This window comes from Salimicrobium humidisoli, from assembly GCF_002295105.1.
Taxonomy (GTDB): Bacteria; Bacillota; Bacilli; order Bacillales; family Halobacillaceae; genus Salimicrobium; species Salimicrobium humidisoli.
On the sequence record NZ_NSGH01000008.1, the window covers coordinates 19,528 to 36,447 of the forward strand.

Below are 16,920 nucleotides of genomic sequence, written 5' to 3' on the forward strand. Positions count from 1 at the left end.
ATATGGCAGTAAAAATTCGTATGAAACGTATGGGTGCAAAACGTAACCCTTTCTATCGTGTAGTAGTAGCTGACGCCCGTGCTCCACGTGACGGTCGTATCATTGAGCAGATCGGAACGTACAATCCTGTAGCTAACCCGAGCGAAGTCCACATCGACGCGGAGAAAGCTATTAAGTGGATGAGTGACGGTGCTCAGCCGAGCGACACGGTTCGTAACCTTTTCTCCAAAGAAGGTATTATGAAACAGTTCCACGAGAAAAAAAACCAAAAGTAAAAGTAGTGTGATCACATGAAAGAATTACTTGAAACGATGATCACCCCGCTCATTGAATATCCTGAAGAGCTGAACATTGATGTGAAAGAAGAGCCGGACAAGGCGGTCTATCACGTTACAGTACATCAGGATGACGTGGGGCGTGTAATCGGTAAAAACGGACGTGTAGCAAAATCGATCCGTACAGTCGTATATGCGGCTAATAGAGACAAAACCAGGAAGGTTTATGTTGATATTATGTAAGAAGAGGGAGAGGGACATAGCCTTTCCCTTTTTTTGCATCCGAAAAGAGGTGCTACCTTGAAAATCATTAAGAAAGTCCCGGTCAAAGTAGTGCTTACGGAAAAAGAAAGAGAAGCACAGATGAAAAAATGGAAGACGAGGGAAAGTAACCTGGAAAGAGAAGTGGAACAGTTTCATTTTGAACGGAAGAAAATGGAAAGGAAACACGGCTCCCTTCCTTCCAACATTGATGAACGCCTCAATAAAGAAGTAAACAAGAGAAAAGCCGAAATAGAAGGTATTCACTATCACATGGAACAGATCCAGCTTCTGCCGGAATTCCATGAACTGACAGTTGATGAGGTCGAGAGCGTAGTGGAGGTCTTTGAAGGAATGAAGTGGCAGACGGTGAAGGAGAGGGAAATTGTAATCGAAGACGGACACGTAAAGCGAGTGAGGGATGAATAAAATGGAGACAGAGTATCTTAACGTAGGGCGGATTATTAACACCCATGGAATTAAAGGGGAAGTGAAAATAAAAAGAATTACGGATTTTGAGGAACGTTTCCGGGAGGGAAATACTCTTTACTGGTCCTCCGGAGGAATCGGTGAAGTGACCGAATTGACAGTGGAGTCCCATCGCATTCATAAGGGGTTCGACCTGCTGAAGTTTCGGGGCTACCCCACTATCAACGAAGTGGAGCCGTTAAAAAACGGTATGCTGATGATTCATAAAGGAGATACGACTCCTCTTGGAGCGGAGGAGTACTACTTTCATGAAATCATCGGCTGCCACGTATACACGACTGCAGGTCACTATGTCGGAGAAGTGAAAGAGATCATGACACCGGGGGCCAATGACGTATGGGTGATCGACAGGAAAGAAGAAGGAGATGCACTCATCCCCTATATTGAAGATGTAGTGGTACAGGTGGACGTATCGAAAAAATCTATCATAATTGAACCGATGGAAGGACTGTTGGACTGATGCACATAGATATTCTGACCCTTTTTCCGGAAATGTTCGAAGGTGTGCTGAATTCCTCCATACTGAAAAGGGCTCAGGATAGCGGGGCGTTCACACACAGATTCATCAATTTCCGGGATTATTCGACGAATAAACACAACAAAGTGGATGATTACCCTTATGGAGGAGGCGCGGGGCTTGTCCTCACCCCTCAACCGATGTTTGATGCTATGGAGTCGATCAATCCTGATAAAAATGCCAGAGTGCTTCTTATGTGTCCGCAGGGCGAACCGCTTACTCAGGCTAAGGCGGAAGAACTTTCCGAAGAAGAGCATCTCGTTTTTTTGTGCGGGCATTACGAAGGCTATGACGAGCGGATAAGAGAGCATCTTGTGACGGATGAAATTTCCATCGGAGATTACGTACTGACCGGAGGAGAATTGCCGGCCATGGTAACGATGGATGCGGTCATAAGACTGGTACCCGGAGTGCTCGGGAATGAGGAATCGGCCCCTAGAGATTCTTTTTCGGATGGGCTGCTGGAGCATCCCCATTACACGAGACCTCAAAATTTCCGGGGGATGGAAGTGCCGGATGTCCTCACTTCGGGTAATCACGCAAAAATCGATGAATGGCGTCGCAAGGAGTCCCTGAAACGTACGACTCTGAGACGACCTGATCTTCTTGAGAAGCTCGAGCTTTCCAGGGGAGAGAAAGAGCAGGTAGAGAAATGGAAAAATCGTTAATAAACCCTTGTGCCTCAAGGGAAATTATGCTATATTAAACGTTGTGTTTAAACATTCGGTTTAAGCAAAGAAACGATGTTCCGCTCACTCATAGAGGGAAGAGCATTAGTTAAAAGGAGAGTGAAAACAATGCAGGAACTACTTCATGAAATTACTAAAGATCAGCTTCGTACCGATCATCCGACTTTCCGTGCGGGAGATACTCTTAAAGTACACGTGAAAGTTGTCGAGGGAACTCGTGAGCGTATTCAGGTATTCGAAGGGGTCGTCATTAAGCGTCAAAACGGAGGAATCAGTGAAACATTCACTGTACGTAAAGTTTCCTACGGTGTAGGCGTGGAACGTACCTTCCCGCTTCATAGCCCTAGAATCGCGAAAATCGAACGTACCCGTCGTGGTAAAGTACGTCAGGCTAAGCTTTATTATCTACGTAATCTACGCGGGAAAGCAGCGCGTATTAAAGAAATCATGTAATAGGGAGAAGGAGCTTGCACTGTCAAGCTCCTTTTTTCTAACTGAACAGAAACGATTCGACTACCCCGACCTGTGAAATTGGAAGAATTCCCGGCTGGATACCTGCCAGGACTTTGCCACGCATTATAGATTTTTGAAGAAGGTGTCTCAAATGAAAAAACAGATTATTGATTGGGTAAAAGCTTTAACGGTCGCAGCTTTACTTGCTATTTTTGTGCGCTTCTTTCTGTTTACTCCGGTAATTGTGGAAGGACCTTCCATGCTTCCTAATTTACATAACGGGGATCATCTGATAGTGAGCAAACTGAACTACAGCATCGGCTCACCGCATCGTTTTGATATTATAGTCTTCCATGCCACCGAAGAACGTGATTATATTAAAAGAGTTATCGGGCTCCCGGGAGAACACGTAGCGGTTGAAGACGATCAGCTTCTGATAGACGGGGAACCGGTCGAAGAACCGTTTCTCGAAAGCGAAGTAGCGTCTATGGGAGACAACATGAACTATACAAGAGACTTCACACTGGAGCAGCTCGAAGGGAATCTTGAAGAAGTACCGGAAGATTCCGTACTCGTTCTCGGGGACAACAGGCAAAACTCCACGGACAGCCGTGCATTCGGTATGCTTTCCCTGGACAAAGTCGTGGGGGAAGCGGTCATTTCCTACTGGCCTCCCGGGCGTATCCAGTGGCTGGACTAAAGGAGGCAGACAAATGAGTATACAGTGGTATCCGGGTCACATGGCTAAAGCCAGACGTGAAGTGAAGGAGAACCTCAAACTTGTGGATTTCGTCATCGAACTGGTGGATGCAAGAGCTCCTCTTTCATCACAGAATCCTATGTTACAGGAAGAGATCCAGGATAAACCGAAACTTGTCGTAATGATGAAGAAGGATCTGGCCGATCCCGGAGTGACGAAGGAATGGATCGACTACTTCGATTCAACGTTTTCCCATGCTGTGGCCGTAGATGTGAACAATCCTAAAAATATACAAAAAATCGCTGAAGCTTCAAGACAGATAACCGAAGAAAAACTGGAGAAACAAAGGGCCAAAGGAATCAATCCGAGGAATCCGAGAGCGATGATCGTCGGTATACCGAACGTAGGTAAATCATCTCTCATTAACCGCCTCGCTCATAAGAAAAAAGCGGAAACCGGGGATAAGCCGGGAGTTACTAAAAAACAGCAGTGGATTAAAGTTAAGAACGAGTTTGAACTGCTGGATACACCAGGTATTCTCTGGCCGAAATTCGAAGAGGAAGTGACCGGTTTCCGTTTAGCCGCCATCGGAACCATCAAAGATCAGATTCTGCCCCAGGATGAAGTAGCCATCTTTATTTTGAATCATTTAAAAGAACGTTATCCGGAACAGCTCGAAGAGAGATTCGGCTTTTCGGACTTCGAAGATGTAGTAGAGGCGTTCGATAAAATTGGAAAGAAAAGAGGGGCACTGGAAGCCGGAGGTGTAGTCGATTATGAAAAAGTGGCTGAAATCATAATCCAGGACCTGAGAAGTAACCGCATAGGCAGAATCAGCTTCGAACGACCGTAACGCGCATGGATTCAGTCCGTGACGCGTTTTTTTATGGAAATCGGGAGAAGGCGCAGTTTATAAAAATACCGGTAATCCGATACAAAAGAAAGGAAGGGATAACGTCATGAAAAAAAAGTCTATTCAGCAGTTAAAAGAAGAAGAACAGACAGGGGTGCTGACCGTTGCAAATCTTCATGAACTGTATGGAGATGAGCGCAAAGGCGTCCAGCAAATCGTGAAACGGATAAGAACAAAGGAAGAGAAAAAGATTAAGTTAAAAGATCAATGGGACCGGATGAACGGGCTCGAAGAAGATGCGAAGGCCCGCGGGTTCGCATACGTTACAGGAATAGATGAAGCGGGGCGCGGACCGATAGCAGGCCCTGTAATGGCCGGAGCTGTGCGTCTGCCGGAATCCTTTGTGCTTTATGGACTGGATGACTCGAAAAAATTGTCGGAGAAAGACAAAAATCACTTCTATGATGAAATTATGGCCCGTGCTGATGTGGGTGTCGGAGCAGCCAGTGCCGAAGAAATAGATGAATGGAACATATACAGGGCGACGAAGCTTGCAATGAAACGGGCCGTTTTGAATATGAGGGAGACGCCGGATCATCTGTTAGTGGACGCAATGGAGGTACCGGTGCCGATCGGACAGGAGTCGTTCGTCAAAGGAGACGAAAAAAGCGTATCGATTGCAGCTGCAAGTGTAATAGCTAAAGTTACAAGAGACCGTTTTATGAAAGAAGTGGATGCAGAGTACCCGGGATATAACTTCCTGAAGAATAAAGGATACGGAACGAAAGAACACATGGAAGCTATAAAAGAAAAAGGCATCACCCCTTACCACAGAAAAAGCTTCGTTCCCGACGGTATAAAATGAGAGAGGAGGGACGGGATGAGTTCCATCATGGATAATTTGTTCCAATCGATTCAAAAAATACATAAACAGGCCCCGATCTCCCTTAGCAACGGGAAAGTGGTTAAGGGGAAAGTGATCGACCTTTTACCCGGCAATCGTGCCGTGGTGGACATTGGACAAAAACAGATAAACGCCCGTCTGGAAACTTCTCTCACCAAAGGAGGAAGGTATCTTTTTCAAGTGGATGCCCGCACCACCCCCGTCCGATTGAAAGTTGTATCGGAACAGACAGGGACGGGGAAGGACACACCTTTGCAAACGTGGATGAACGAGCGTGGGATAAAGACGAACAGACAATCGATGGCGCTTGTGAAAACGCTGATAAATAAGCAGATTCCTTTCACTCCCCAGGAGCTGAGACAGGCCGTCACCATTCTTCAAAACGAAAAAACCGGTGCGGCTATGTCAGTCATTGAAGATATGTTTGAAAAACAGCTTCCGATAAGAACTCCGGTTTTTCAGGCTTTGGCTGCAGGAAAACAGCATCAGCTCAGTGAACTCTTCCGTGCCCTTGGAGAAGGAGGTGCACCTTTTTCGCCCGCGTCCCGGGCCTCCCTGCTGGTAAATTCCATAATGCCTTCCGCTGCAGACGCCAGTTTCGAGAAAGCTGCACAAGTGAAACTGCTTCAGGAGGTTCAAAACAACAGCCGGCAATCGTTCCAGCTTTTTAAACAGGCCGGAATCCTTCCGGAAACGGAAACATACGCTCAGTTTAAAAAGAAGGTGCTCCTTTCCATAATGGGGGAGTCTGACGGAAAAAGTACGATAGCCTCAGGGACGGGGAAACAGATTTCTCCCCATATCGTCAGCGACATGAACAGACTCCTCCCCATTACAGGAAAACATCCTTTCTCAGCCGACCTTGCTTCCGGGGAAAATGAAGTGGTTTCAGGGAAGAATGCCGGTAAAATCCAGCAGCTGTTCAACGGACAACTTCATATTTCTTCGAGGCAATTCCAGCAACTGAAGGGCTGGAAAGAGCAGCTCAATAAAATAGTCCATTCGGAAGAACCTGCGTCCCGGGCTCTGCTGGAAGCTTTCGTCACCAATCACAGGAAACTTGAAAAAGCGGGGGTTTTCCAAAAGGTGGCAGGAAAGCTTTCAGTAGAGGAAGGTGCATCTTTCCGAAGTATAATGAAACAACTTCCAGGTGAGATGGCTAATTTGCTGGAGAAGCGTTCCGGCAGCGTTTCTGAGCATTACCGGTCCTCAGTGATGAATGAGGCCATCAGGACAGTAGAGCGTTCTGCAGGCAGTCAGGTGCCTCCCCATTTCACGAAACTGTTGAGCGAATGGACAATATTATCCCAAAAGGAGCTGCCTTTGCCACTTCAGGAAAGGATTCTCCTTCAGATGAAAGCTTTTCAGCAACTTAGTGGAATGGATGATGAAGCAACTCTGAATCAGGGCCGGCACACATCAGACGTCTCCCTGAAGTCGAGCCTGGTCCGGTTGATAACGGAGAATGGAGGGCAGCGTGCGGAGACAGCCAGGAATTTGTTGCAGATGTTCAATTCCATGCAGATCACCTCTTCACAGGACAGTGCACTCTCTCTTCAGCTTACCCTGCAATTTCCAGGTCAACTTTTAGGTGCCCGCGAAGATGCACACGTGCTTCTGGAAAGTGAAAAAACAGAAACAGGGGCGATCAGCCCGGATAATTGTCACATTCTTTTCTATCTCGACCTCCAGTCCCTGAATGAGACCGTAATAGACATGCAGGTACAAAACCGGAAAGCATACGTTACCGTTTACAACGACAAAGAAGCGCTCCCCCGGATTGCCGAGGAGCTGAAGAGCGACCTGAGGGAAGGGATGGAAAAAGCCGGATATTCACTCGGAGACCTGCAGATAAAGCAGGATCGTGGCCGGAATGACGCGGCAGAGTCGAATTTTCTTCACAAGAAGGAGCAGGGGGTGGATTTTCGTATATGAGAGAAAATAAAATTAAAAAAGAAGCGCTGGCGCTCCGCTATGATTCAGAAGAGAGTGGAGCTCCCCGCGTCACAGCAAAAGGGCAGGGGTATATTGCCGAGAGGATTCTGAAAAATGCGGAGGAGGCCGGGGTACCGGTGCAGGAAGATCCTACACTGCTCAGCCTTTTGTCCGAAATAAATATCAACGAAGAAATACCCGAGGAGTTATATCTTGCAGTAGCGGAAGTGTTTGCATTCATTTACCGGTCCGACAGGGAAATGAAAAATAGAAATGACTCCATATAGGAGAGATCATTGAGCTTCATGTGTTACAGTAATGGTGGTGAACCGCTCTTTTTTCTTAGCGGAAAGAAACTGTGGTTCTTGATTTCATTGTATGAAAACACCCGAAAAAGAGGGATGCGCTTTCTTTCTGCAGAGGCCGGTGGTCTGAATTTTTTGGTCATTGCTTGTATAACGGTGGACAATGGGAGTTAAACTTTTATACAATAAGACATGCAGTAGAAATTGATGGGAGGATGAAACATGAACATTCATGAGTATCAGGGAAAACAGATCATGCGTGATTTCGGCGTAGCCGTACCGAATGGACACGTTGCATATAATGTCGATGAGGCAGTAGAAGCAGCAGAAAAACTCGGTACTGACGTAACCGTCGTCAAAGCGCAGATTCATGCAGGCGGACGCGGAAACGCCGGCGGTGTCAAAATCGCTAAAAGCCTGGATGACGTACGTACATATGCGGAGGAATTGCTGGGGAAAACTCTGGTAACGCATCAGACCGGTTCAGAAGGTAAAGAAGTTAAGCGCTTACTGATCGAAGAAGGCTGTGATATCAAAAATGAATATTACGTAGGTCTTGTGCTTGACAGAAATACGAGCCGTGTCACTATGATGGCCTCAGAAGAAGGCGGAACAGAAATCGAGCAGGTGGCTGAAGAAACACCGGAGAAGATTTTCAAAGAAGTCATCGATCCGGTTGTCGGCCTGACACCTTTTCAGGCACGCCGTCTGGCTTTTAACATCAATATTCCGAAAGAGTCTCTTTCAAAAGCGGTCAAGTTCATGCTTGGTCTGTACGACGTATTTATGAAAAAAGACTGCTCTATTGCGGAAATCAACCCGCTGGTAACGACAGGAGAGGGAGAAGTTCTTGCGCTTGATTCCAAACTGAACTTCGACGATAACGCTCTTTTCCGTCAAAAGGATATCGCTGATCTCAGAGACCTCGATGAAGAGGATCCGAAAGAAATCGAAGCTTCCAAATATGATCTGAGCTATATTGCGCTTGATGGAAACATCGGTTGTATGGTCAACGGCGCAGGCCTTGCCATGGCAACTATGGATACCATCAAACACTACGGCGGAGAACCCGCTAACTTCCTTGACGTAGGGGGAGGGGCGAGCAAAGAAAAAGTTACCGGAGCTTTCAAACTGATTCTTTCCGACGAAAACGTTAATGGAATCTTCGTGAACATTTTCGGAGGCATCATGAAGTGTGACGTAATTGCAGAAGGAATTGTAGCAGCATCCAAAGAAGTCGGTCTCGAATTGCCTCTCGTTGTCCGTCTTGAAGGGACGAACGTAAAAGAAGGTAAGAGGATTCTCGACGAGTCCGGATTGAATATTACAGCAGCAGACTCCATGGCTGACGGTGCACAAAAAATCGTAGAATTTGTGAAGTAGAAAGGCGGGAATAGGATGAGTGTATATGTTGATAAGAATACAAAAGTAATTGTCCAGGGGATCACCGGTTCCACAGCATTGTTCCACGCTAAGCAGATGCTTGAATACGGAACACAGATCGTGGGCGGAGTAACTCCTGGAAAAGGCGGTACGGAAGTTGAAGGTATTTCGGTATACAATACTGTTGAGGAAGCTGTAAAAGCTACAGGAGCGAATGCTTCTGTCATTTATGTTCCGGCTCCTTTCGCAGCTGATGCAATCATGGAAGCGACGGATGCTGAACTGGATCTGGCCATCTGTATCACAGAGCACATTCCGGTACTGGATATGGTCAAGGTTAAGCGGTACATGGAAGGTAAGAAGACACGTCTCGTAGGTCCGAACTGCCCGGGTGTCATTACTCCGGATGAATGTAAAATCGGTATAATGCCCGGTTATATCCACAAAAAAGGCCACATCGGCGTCGTTTCCCGTTCCGGCACACTGACTTATGAAGCTGTTCATCAACTTTCAGAAGCAGGTCTTGGTCAGTCCACAGCTGTAGGAATCGGAGGAGACCCGGTTAACGGTACGGACTTTATCGATGTACTTAAAGCATTCGAAGAAGATGAAGATACGGAAGCTGTTATTATGATCGGTGAAATCGGCGGTACGGCAGAAGAGGAAGCCGCAGAATGGGTGAAAGCCAATATGAGCAAACCTGTCGTCGGCTTTATCGGAGGGCGTACGGCACCTCCAGGTAAGAGAATGGGTCACGCAGGAGCCATCATTTCCGGCGGGAAAGGTACAGCAGACGAAAAAATCCGCGTCATGAACGAATGTGGTATTGAAGTTGCTGAAACGCCTTCCGTCATGGGTGAAACTCTTATTAACGTACTGAAATCGAGCGATCTTTACGACAAATGTAAAACACATTAATCATTTTCCGATAGAGAAGGAGGTCCGCCTCCTTCTCTATCTTTATAAAAATCGAATAAACCGGATGAGGTGTAAAATGGACGATAAATGGAATTTGTTACTATTACAAAGTTCTCCGAACGTAACCCGGAATCTGCTGAGGAAAATGATCGCCCGGGACCCTGATCTTACTACATATACTCACCTTCCCCCCGAACGCTGGTATCTACAGCTTAATATTCCTCTCGAACGTGCAAGAAAAATAAGCAGACACGTCTCCCTCCCCCATACCAGTAAGTCCATCGAGAAAGCTCTGAACAGGTATCACGCCATTATCATTTCAGATACCATTTATCCGGAACAGCTGAAATGTATACCCGACCCGCCGCTTGTCCTTTACGCATCCGGGGACACCGCCCTTCTCGGTCATAAACGGAGTATAAGCGTAATCGGTACGAGAAAACCTTCTTCATACGCTCTTCCGGCTATGAAGAAAGTTCTTCTCCCCCTGATCAGGGAAGACGTCTGTTTCGTCAGTGGAATGGCTGCAGGAGTTGATCAATATGCCCACCGGCTTGCTCTCCGTAACGGGGGGAGGACTGTCGCTGTTCTCGGCTCCGGTCTGGACAATGTATATCCGGTGAACGATCTTGCCCTTTATAAGGAACTGATGAATAAAGAGCTTGTCATAACGGAGTATGCACCTCATGTCACGCCCCGAAAATTTCATTTCCCGGAAAGGAACCGGATCATTTCAGGTTTAAGTGAGGCTACTGTAGTAGTGGAAGCCCGGTTGAAGAGCGGTACGATGATTACAGTGGATCAGGCTCTCGAGCAGGGAAAGGATGTCTATGCGTTCCCGGGACCGGTAGGAAGTAAAACGAGCGAAGGCTGTCACGCCATCATTGACCAGGGGGCTAAAATAGTCCATACTCATCGTGATATCCTGAACCGTTAATGGAAGAAAAAAGTTGAACCGGTTTGACAAAGTGAATGTATCTATTCAATAATGAGTAAGATTTAATTTATAAAAACCTCTATGGGAGGCTTGTACATGGCAGACTATCTGGTAATCGTCGAATCACCTGCTAAAGCTAAAACAATTGAAAGGTATCTGGGCAAGAAATATAAAGTGAAAGCATCTCTCGGACACGTCCGTGATCTGCCGAAGAGTCAGATGGGGGTAGATGTGGAAGCGGAAGATTTCAGCCCGAAATATATAACGATACGCGGCAAAGGTCCCGTATTGAAAGAACTGAAAACTGCTGCAAAAAAAGCGAAAAAAGTATATCTGGCTGCCGACCCCGACCGTGAAGGAGAGGCGATCGCCTGGCACTTGGCCCACGCTCTAAATATAGACGGGGGAAGTGAGTGCCGTGTTGTATTTAATGAGATCACGAAAGATGCCGTAAAGGAATCTTTCAAAAATCCGAGGACCATCAATGAAGATCTTGTAAAAGCACAACAGGCGCGTCGTATTCTTGACCGTCTCGTCGGTTACAACATCAGTCCGATTTTATGGAAGAAAGTTAAAAAAGGTCTCAGTGCCGGACGCGTGCAGTCGGTTGCTGTGAAACTGATCATCGACCGGGAGAAAGAAATAAATAATTTCACACCCGAAGAATACTGGTCCATCGAAGGGAACTTCAAAAAAGGTAAAGAATCGTTCGAAGGCTCCTTTTACGGAGTAGATGGCAAAAAACAGAATTTAAATTCCGAAGAAGACGTCACAGCCATTACGAAGCGTCTTCAGGGAGACAAATTTGAAGTACAGAAAGTGAATAAAAGGGAAAGAAGAAAAAATCCGGCCTCCCCTTTCACTACGTCATCACTTCAGCAGGAAGCTGCAAGGAAGCTCAATTTTCGGGCGAAGAAAACGATGATGCTTGCCCAGCAGCTCTATGAAGGTGTCGACCTTGGAGGAAAACAGGGGACGGCAGGTCTTATTACGTATATGCGTACCGACTCCACCCGTATTTCCGAAACAGCCAAATCGGAAGCGTTCGATTACATTGTGGAAGAATTCGGAGAGGAGTTCAGCGCAGCAGAGAAAAAGAAGGAAAAGAAGAAAGAAGGAGCCCAGGACGCTCACGAAGCTATTCGTCCCACTTCCACGTTAAGAGAGCCTTCTTCTCTTAAAAAGATCCTTTCGAGAGACCAGTACCGATTATATAAACTGATCTGGGAACGTTTCGTAGCCAGCCAAATGGCCCCTGCTGTCATGGATACGATGACGGTTCATTTGTATAATGAAGGAGTGGAATTCAGAGCAACGGGATCGGATATTAAATTTAAAGGTTTCATGAAAGTGTACGTAGAGGGAGAAGATGACAGCAGTAAAGATAAGAATAAACAGCTGCCCCACCTCGAGGAAGGGATGACGGTCGAAGCAGAAACTGTCGAACCCAGCCAGCATTTTACACAACCGCCTCCGAGGTATACGGAAGCAAGACTCGTACGTACGCTTGAAGAACTCGGTATAGGCCGTCCTTCCACTTTTGCTCCTACGCTGGATACGATACAGCGAAGAGGCTACGTGTCTCTCGACAATAAACGATTTATTCCTACAGAGCTTGGAGAAATAGTGCTGGAGCAGCTCCTTGCATATTTTCCGGAAATTCTCGATGTGGAATTCACGAAGAAAATGGAGGATGACCTGGACAGTATTGAAGACGGGGAGGAAGACTGGATACGCGTTCTCCGGGAATTCTACGAAGGATTCGAACCCAGACTGACAACCGCGGAGAAAGAAATGGAAGAAATCGAGATAAAAGATGAACCGGCAGGGATCGCCTGTGAAAAATGCGGTCACGAAATGGTCTACAAGATGGGGAGGTATGGTCAGTTCCTCGCCTGTTCCAACTTCCCTGACTGCAGAAATACAAAGCCTATTCTGAAGAAGATAGATGTTACTTGCCCTAAGTGTGAAAAGGGTGAGATTGTAGAAAGAAAAAGTAAGAAGAACAGGAAATTTTATGGCTGTGAACGATACCCTGACTGTGATTTCATTTCCTGGGACAAACCGATAAGCAGGCCATGTCCGAAATGTGAATCTCTTCTCGTAGAGAAAAGACTGAAAAAGGGTAATCAGATACAGTGTACGGAATGTGATTATAAAGAGGAACTTCAGGAAAAATAATTATTTGAAACAAAACTGAAGACGAAAGGGCAAAAACCGTATATTCAATTCGGCACCATGTTCTTCAGCGGTTGTTTCATTAATAACAGACCCGGCGAACCCGTATATCACTGTGCGGTTTTGCCGGGTCTGTTCAATTCTGTTTCCGTTTCATCACCTGCGGAAGCTAATCGTTGACAGTAGCATAACGCTTCTATATAATAAGCGCTTGTGGTAAAATGTTTGATGTCGGCGACAATTCTGAATTTTGTTACAATTTTGTTGAATATGTTGTAATTACTTGTTTTCAATGATATCATTTAGTCGTTTTGTGAGGTGAAGTGAATGACGGGATACGAAGAGTGGTTGCGTCAGTATATGGAATATTTGCAGATCGAAAAAAATGCTTCATCTAACACCATACAAATGTATAAAAAAGATCTTGAGGAATTTGAACAATTTCTTCAACAGGAAGTCATCCAGAGCATCGTACATATCGATATGGGGGTTGTGCGTTTATATTTGTCGCAATTATATGACAACAGTCTCTCAAGAAGGTCGGTATCCCGAAAGCTTTCCTCTTTACGGGGATTCTTCAGGTTTATAGAAAGAGAAGGCGGGATTGAAAAGAACCCCGTAATGGAAATGCACCTGCCTAAAGAAAACAAATACATTCCTCAGTTCTTTTATGAAGAGGAAATAAATGAATTATTCAAAGCAGCGGCCACTTCAACACCGCTCGGACAGAGGAATATGGCAATTCTCGAATTGCTGTATGGTACCGGTATACGGGTGAGTGAATGTGCCGGTCTGGATGTGGATCGAATAGATTTTTCTCTGTCGACGATACTGGTCACAGGGAAAGGGCGGAAGGAAAGGTACGTTCCCTTCGGTGAATACGCCAAAAACGCTCTCGAACGATACTTGAATGAGGGACGTGTACAGCTGCTGAATAAAAGTGGTGCCGCCTCCTCCAAAGTATTTCTTAACAACCGGGGGAATCCGATAACCCCGAGGGGGATCAGAGTAGTACTGGACAAACTCGTCAAAGATGCCGCTATGACAATTGACATCCATCCTCATAAAATAAGGCATACGTTTGCTACGCATTTGCTGAATGAAGGGGCGGACTTACGTTCCGTTCAGGAACTGCTCGGTCATGATCATTTATCAAGCACTCAAATATATACCCACGTTTCAAAAGACAGATTGAAAGATGTATACAGAAACAGTCATCCGCGAGCAAGAAAGTGAGGGTCAAAGCAATGGAGAATTCATTCCATGCAACAACTATATTTGCCGTCCGACATAATGGGACAAGTGCCATGTGTGGAGACGGTCAGGTTACAATGGGAAACCAGGTAGTCATGAAGCATAAAGCGACGAAGGTGAGAAAGTTATACGGAGGCCGGGTGCTTGCCGGTTTTGCAGGTTCCGTAGCCGATGCATTCACTCTATTCGAAAAGTTCGAAGCCAAACTTGAAGCTTTTGACGGTAACCTGGCGCGTGCATCCGTTGAGCTGGCTAAAGAGTGGAGAGGCGACCGCATGCTCCGCAAACTTGAAGCTATGCTTATCGTGATGGACGATAAAAAAATGTTCCTTTTATCAGGTACCGGCGAAGTCATCGAACCGGATGATAACATTCTGGCTATCGGATCCGGCGGAAACTTCGCCCTTAGTGCGGGTCGTGCGCTTATGAGGTATGCCCCGGAAAAACAGGCTGCAGAAATCGCTGAAGCTGCACTCACGATCGCCGGTGAAGTATGTGTGTTCACTAACGACCAGCTGACGCTGGAAGTACTTGAATAAAGGAGGCCAGAATATGTCTGTAGACTTGACACCACAGAAGATTGTAGAAAAACTGGATCAGTATATCATCGGTCAGAAAGAAGCTAAGAAATCCGTGGCGATTGCGCTGAGAAACAGGTATCGGAGAATGCAGCTGGATGAAGATATGCGCAAAGAGATAGTCCCGAAAAACATCCTCATGATTGGACCGACCGGAGTCGGGAAAACCGAAGTGGCGAGACGTCTGGCCAAGTTGACGAACGCCCCGTTCATCAAAGTGGAGGCCACAAAGTTTACGGAAGTGGGCTATGTAGGCCGGGATGTGGAATCGATGGTCAGAGATCTCGTAGAAGCCTCAATCCGGGTCGTGAAGGAAGAGAAGACAGAAGGCGTGCAGAAGAAAGCGGAAAAACAGGCAGACAAGCGTCTCGTAAAACTTCTTGTTCCTTCTTCTTCGGAGAAGCAAGGACCATCGATGAAAAACCCGTTCGAAATGCTCTTCAATCAGGACAATGAAGAGGAAGAAAAAGAAGAAAACGAAGCCCATGATACGAAAAACAAGCGTCAGACCGTTGAAAGGCAACTGAAAAACGGCGAACTGGAAGATGAAATGGTTACGATTGAAGTGGAAGAGTCCCAGGCCGGGGCGTTTGACATGTTCCAGGGTTCGGGTATGGACCAGATGGGAATGAATATGCAGGATGCTTTCAGTCAGTTCATGCCGAACAAAAAGAAAAAGCGTAAGCTGGCAGTAAAGGATGCCAGGAAAGTGCTTGCCCAGGAAGAAGCCCAGAAAATGATCGACATGGATGAAGTAAACCAGGAAGCTGTGAACAGGGTGGAGCAGTCCGGGATGATCTTCATAGACGAAATAGATAAAGTAGCTGCAAAGGGAGAATCCCAGGGTAACGTCTCCCGGGAAGGCGTACAGAGAGATATCCTTCCGATCGTCGAAGGCTCCACAATTATGACGAAGCACGGAGCGGTTTCCACCGATCATATATTGTTTATCGCTGCCGGTGCTTTTCATATGTCGAAGCCGTCGGATCTGATACCGGAATTACAGGGGCGCTTCCCGATTCGCGTGGAACTGCACAAACTGAGCGTCGAGGATTTCGAGAATATTCTGAAGGAACCTCAGAATGCATTGTTGAAGCAGTATAAAGCACTTCTTTCGACAGAAGGTATCGAAATCAACTTTACTCCCGAAGCGATTACGAGACTTGCGGAAATTGCGGCTACCGTTAACAGGGACACGGATAATATAGGGGCCCGCCGGCTCCACACTATTCTGGAAAAGCTTCTCGAGGATCTGTCGTTTGAAGCTCCCGAAGTGACGATGGAAACCATTGAAATCACGCCGCAGTACGTGGACAGCAAACTGTCTGCGATTGTAGATGACAAAGATTTAAGCAGATTTATACTTTAAGACTGGAGGAATGAAAATGAACTTGCTAGAACGTACAAGAAAAATAAACGCTATGCTGCAAACTACTACAGGGAAATCAGTGGACTTCAACGATATGTCCGCTACGCTCAGAGACGTAATCGGGGCTAATATTTTCGTTGTAAGCCGGAGAGGAAAGCTGCTCGGTTTTGCAATCAAACAGGAAATCGAAAACGAACGCATGAATTCCATGCTTTCCAACCGTCAATTCCCTGCGGACTATACGGATAGTCTCTTTAATATCCAGGAGACTACGTCGAACCTGGATATTGAAAGCCGATATACAGCTTTTCCGGAGGAGAACAAAGATCTGTTCGAAGAAGGTTTGACGACTATTTGCCCGATTATCGGCGGAGGCCAGCGTCTGGGAACGCTGATTCTCAGCAGACTTGACCAGAGTTTCAATGAAGATGATCTGTTGCTCGCTGAATATGGATCCACTGTAGTAGGTATGGAAATTCTTCACGAAAAAACAGAAGAAATAGAGGAAGATGCAAGGAACAAAGCTGTCGTCCAGATGGCTGTAAGCTCTCTTTCCTATAGTGAACTTGAAGCAATTGAGCACATCTTCGAAGAACTTGAAGGGAAGGAAGGCCTGCTCGTTGCCAGTAAAATTGCAGACCGCGTCGGTATTACCCGTTCCGTTATCGTAAATGCTCTGCGTAAGCTTGAAAGTGCCGGAGTAATCGAGTCTCGCTCTCTCGGAATGAAGGGGACTTATATTAAAGTGCTGAATGATAATTTCCTGCTCGAACTGCAAAGACTTAAAACCGACTGATAGATATACGACCGTCGAACAATTCAATACGATTCATTCCACTGAATGCCACAAAGCAGACTTTAACATCTGGTTTGTGGCTTTTTTTATATATAAAGGGGCTTTCACGCCTGTTTTCACAGATGT

Annotated in this window: 19 protein-coding genes; all 19 read left to right on the forward strand. The window is 46.2% G+C overall.

What is annotated here, in order from left to right; translation table 11 throughout:
- Positions 1-2 precede the first annotated feature (2 nt).
- Entirely contained in the window at positions 3-275 is a 273-nt protein-coding gene (rpsP, locus tag CKW00_RS06345; RefSeq protein WP_008587945.1) for a 30S ribosomal protein S16, read from the forward strand.
- Positions 276-290: 15 nt separating this feature from the next.
- A complete protein-coding gene (locus CKW00_RS06350; RefSeq protein WP_095821865.1) occupies positions 291-518 on the forward strand; it encodes a KH domain-containing protein in 228 nt (75 codons plus the stop codon).
- Positions 519-551: 33 nt separating this feature from the next.
- Positions 552-965, forward strand: coding sequence for a YlqD family protein (locus tag CKW00_RS06355; protein ID WP_095821866.1), 414 nt, complete (start codon positions 552-554; stop codon positions 963-965).
- A gap of 1 nt (position 966) precedes the next feature.
- Complete coding sequence (rimM, locus tag CKW00_RS06360; protein WP_095821867.1) at positions 967-1,485, forward strand: ribosome maturation factor RimM; 519 nt, start codon at positions 967-969, stop codon at positions 1,483-1,485.
- Positions 1,485-2,210, forward strand: a complete 726-nt coding sequence (trmD, locus tag CKW00_RS06365; RefSeq protein ID WP_095821868.1) for a tRNA (guanosine(37)-N1)-methyltransferase TrmD — start codon at positions 1,485-1,487, stop codon at positions 2,208-2,210. The genes rimM and trmD overlap by 1 nt, the downstream gene beginning before the upstream one ends.
- Before the next feature lie 129 nt (positions 2,211-2,339).
- Positions 2,340-2,684 (forward strand): 50S ribosomal protein L19, encoded by a 345-nt coding sequence (gene rplS, locus CKW00_RS06370; RefSeq protein ID WP_095821869.1) that lies wholly within the window; start codon positions 2,340-2,342, stop codon positions 2,682-2,684.
- A 151-nt stretch (positions 2,685-2,835) separates the two neighbouring features.
- A complete protein-coding gene (gene lepB, locus CKW00_RS06375) occupies positions 2,836-3,384 on the forward strand; it encodes a signal peptidase I (RefSeq protein ID WP_095821870.1) in 549 nt (182 codons plus the stop codon).
- Between the two features lie 13 nt (positions 3,385-3,397).
- Positions 3,398-4,237, forward strand: coding sequence for a ribosome biogenesis GTPase YlqF (ylqF, locus tag CKW00_RS06380; protein WP_076570377.1), 840 nt, complete (start codon positions 3,398-3,400; stop codon positions 4,235-4,237).
- 106 nt (positions 4,238-4,343) lie between these two features.
- Positions 4,344-5,102 carry a ribonuclease HII gene (locus CKW00_RS06385; protein WP_095821871.1) on the forward strand — a complete coding sequence of 253 codons (759 nt, stop codon included), beginning with the start codon at positions 4,344-4,346 and terminating at the stop codon, positions 5,100-5,102.
- Positions 5,103-5,117: 15 nt separating this feature from the next.
- A complete protein-coding gene (locus tag CKW00_RS06390; protein ID WP_095821872.1) occupies positions 5,118-7,076 on the forward strand; it encodes a hypothetical protein in 1,959 nt (652 codons plus the stop codon).
- The gene (locus CKW00_RS06395; protein ID WP_095821873.1) at positions 7,073-7,363 is read left to right on the forward strand and encodes an EscU/YscU/HrcU family type III secretion system export apparatus switch protein; all 291 of its coding nucleotides are present in this window, start codon (positions 7,073-7,075) and stop codon (positions 7,361-7,363) included. The genes CKW00_RS06390 and CKW00_RS06395 overlap by 4 nt, the downstream gene beginning before the upstream one ends.
- A 240-nt stretch (positions 7,364-7,603) precedes the next feature.
- The gene (sucC, locus tag CKW00_RS06405) at positions 7,604-8,764 is read left to right on the forward strand and encodes an ADP-forming succinate--CoA ligase subunit beta (protein ID WP_093104891.1); all 1,161 of its coding nucleotides are present in this window, start codon (positions 7,604-7,606) and stop codon (positions 8,762-8,764) included.
- 15 nt (positions 8,765-8,779) lie between these two features.
- Positions 8,780-9,682, forward strand: coding sequence for a succinate--CoA ligase subunit alpha (gene sucD / locus CKW00_RS06410; protein WP_095821875.1), 903 nt, complete (start codon positions 8,780-8,782; stop codon positions 9,680-9,682).
- A gap of 76 nt (positions 9,683-9,758) precedes the next feature.
- A complete protein-coding gene (gene dprA / locus CKW00_RS06415; protein WP_095821876.1) occupies positions 9,759-10,619 on the forward strand; it encodes a DNA-processing protein DprA in 861 nt (286 codons plus the stop codon).
- A 96-nt stretch (positions 10,620-10,715) separates the two neighbouring features.
- A complete protein-coding gene (topA, locus tag CKW00_RS06420; RefSeq protein WP_095821877.1) occupies positions 10,716-12,800 on the forward strand; it encodes a type I DNA topoisomerase in 2,085 nt (694 codons plus the stop codon).
- Positions 12,801-13,124: 324 nt separating this feature from the next.
- Positions 13,125-14,033 (forward strand): tyrosine recombinase XerC, encoded by a 909-nt coding sequence (gene xerC / locus CKW00_RS06425; RefSeq protein ID WP_095821878.1) that lies wholly within the window; start codon positions 13,125-13,127, stop codon positions 14,031-14,033.
- A gap of 11 nt (positions 14,034-14,044) precedes the next feature.
- On the forward strand, positions 14,045-14,590 hold the full coding sequence (hslV, locus tag CKW00_RS06430; protein ID WP_095821879.1) for an ATP-dependent protease subunit HslV: 546 nt from the start codon (positions 14,045-14,047) through the stop codon (positions 14,588-14,590).
- A gap of 13 nt (positions 14,591-14,603) precedes the next feature.
- A complete protein-coding gene (hslU, locus tag CKW00_RS06435; protein WP_095821880.1) occupies positions 14,604-15,998 on the forward strand; it encodes an ATP-dependent protease ATPase subunit HslU in 1,395 nt (464 codons plus the stop codon).
- Between the two features lie 16 nt (positions 15,999-16,014).
- Positions 16,015-16,794, forward strand: a complete 780-nt coding sequence (gene codY, locus CKW00_RS06440; protein WP_008587910.1) for a GTP-sensing pleiotropic transcriptional regulator CodY — start codon at positions 16,015-16,017, stop codon at positions 16,792-16,794.
- Positions 16,795-16,920: the final 126 nt, after the last annotated feature.

Coding starts and splice junctions, on each gene's coding strand:
- rpsP (WP_008587945.1), top strand. CDS start 3: ATGGCAGTAAAAATTCGTATGAAACGTATGGGTGCAAAACGTAACCCT.
- CKW00_RS06350 (WP_095821865.1), top strand. CDS start 291: ATGAAAGAATTACTTGAAACGATGATCACCCCGCTCATTGAATATCCT.
- rimM (WP_095821867.1), top strand. CDS start 967: ATGGAGACAGAGTATCTTAACGTAGGGCGGATTATTAACACCCATGGA.
- trmD (WP_095821868.1), top strand. CDS start 1,485: ATGCACATAGATATTCTGACCCTTTTTCCGGAAATGTTCGAAGGTGTG.
- rplS (WP_095821869.1), top strand. CDS start 2,340: ATGCAGGAACTACTTCATGAAATTACTAAAGATCAGCTTCGTACCGAT.
- lepB (WP_095821870.1), top strand. CDS start 2,836: ATGAAAAAACAGATTATTGATTGGGTAAAAGCTTTAACGGTCGCAGCT.
- ylqF (WP_076570377.1), top strand. CDS start 3,398: ATGAGTATACAGTGGTATCCGGGTCACATGGCTAAAGCCAGACGTGAA.
- CKW00_RS06385 (WP_095821871.1), top strand. CDS start 4,344: ATGAAAAAAAAGTCTATTCAGCAGTTAAAAGAAGAAGAACAGACAGGG.
- CKW00_RS06390 (WP_095821872.1), top strand. CDS start 5,118: ATGAGTTCCATCATGGATAATTTGTTCCAATCGATTCAAAAAATACAT.
- CKW00_RS06395 (WP_095821873.1), top strand. CDS start 7,073: ATGAGAGAAAATAAAATTAAAAAAGAAGCGCTGGCGCTCCGCTATGAT.
- sucC (WP_093104891.1), top strand. CDS start 7,604: ATGAACATTCATGAGTATCAGGGAAAACAGATCATGCGTGATTTCGGC.
- sucD (WP_095821875.1), top strand. CDS start 8,780: ATGAGTGTATATGTTGATAAGAATACAAAAGTAATTGTCCAGGGGATC.
- dprA (WP_095821876.1), top strand. CDS start 9,759: ATGGACGATAAATGGAATTTGTTACTATTACAAAGTTCTCCGAACGTA.
- topA (WP_095821877.1), top strand. CDS start 10,716: ATGGCAGACTATCTGGTAATCGTCGAATCACCTGCTAAAGCTAAAACA.
- xerC (WP_095821878.1), top strand. CDS start 13,125: ATGACGGGATACGAAGAGTGGTTGCGTCAGTATATGGAATATTTGCAG.
- hslV (WP_095821879.1), top strand. CDS start 14,045: ATGGAGAATTCATTCCATGCAACAACTATATTTGCCGTCCGACATAAT.
- hslU (WP_095821880.1), top strand. CDS start 14,604: ATGTCTGTAGACTTGACACCACAGAAGATTGTAGAAAAACTGGATCAG.
- codY (WP_008587910.1), top strand. CDS start 16,015: ATGAACTTGCTAGAACGTACAAGAAAAATAAACGCTATGCTGCAAACT.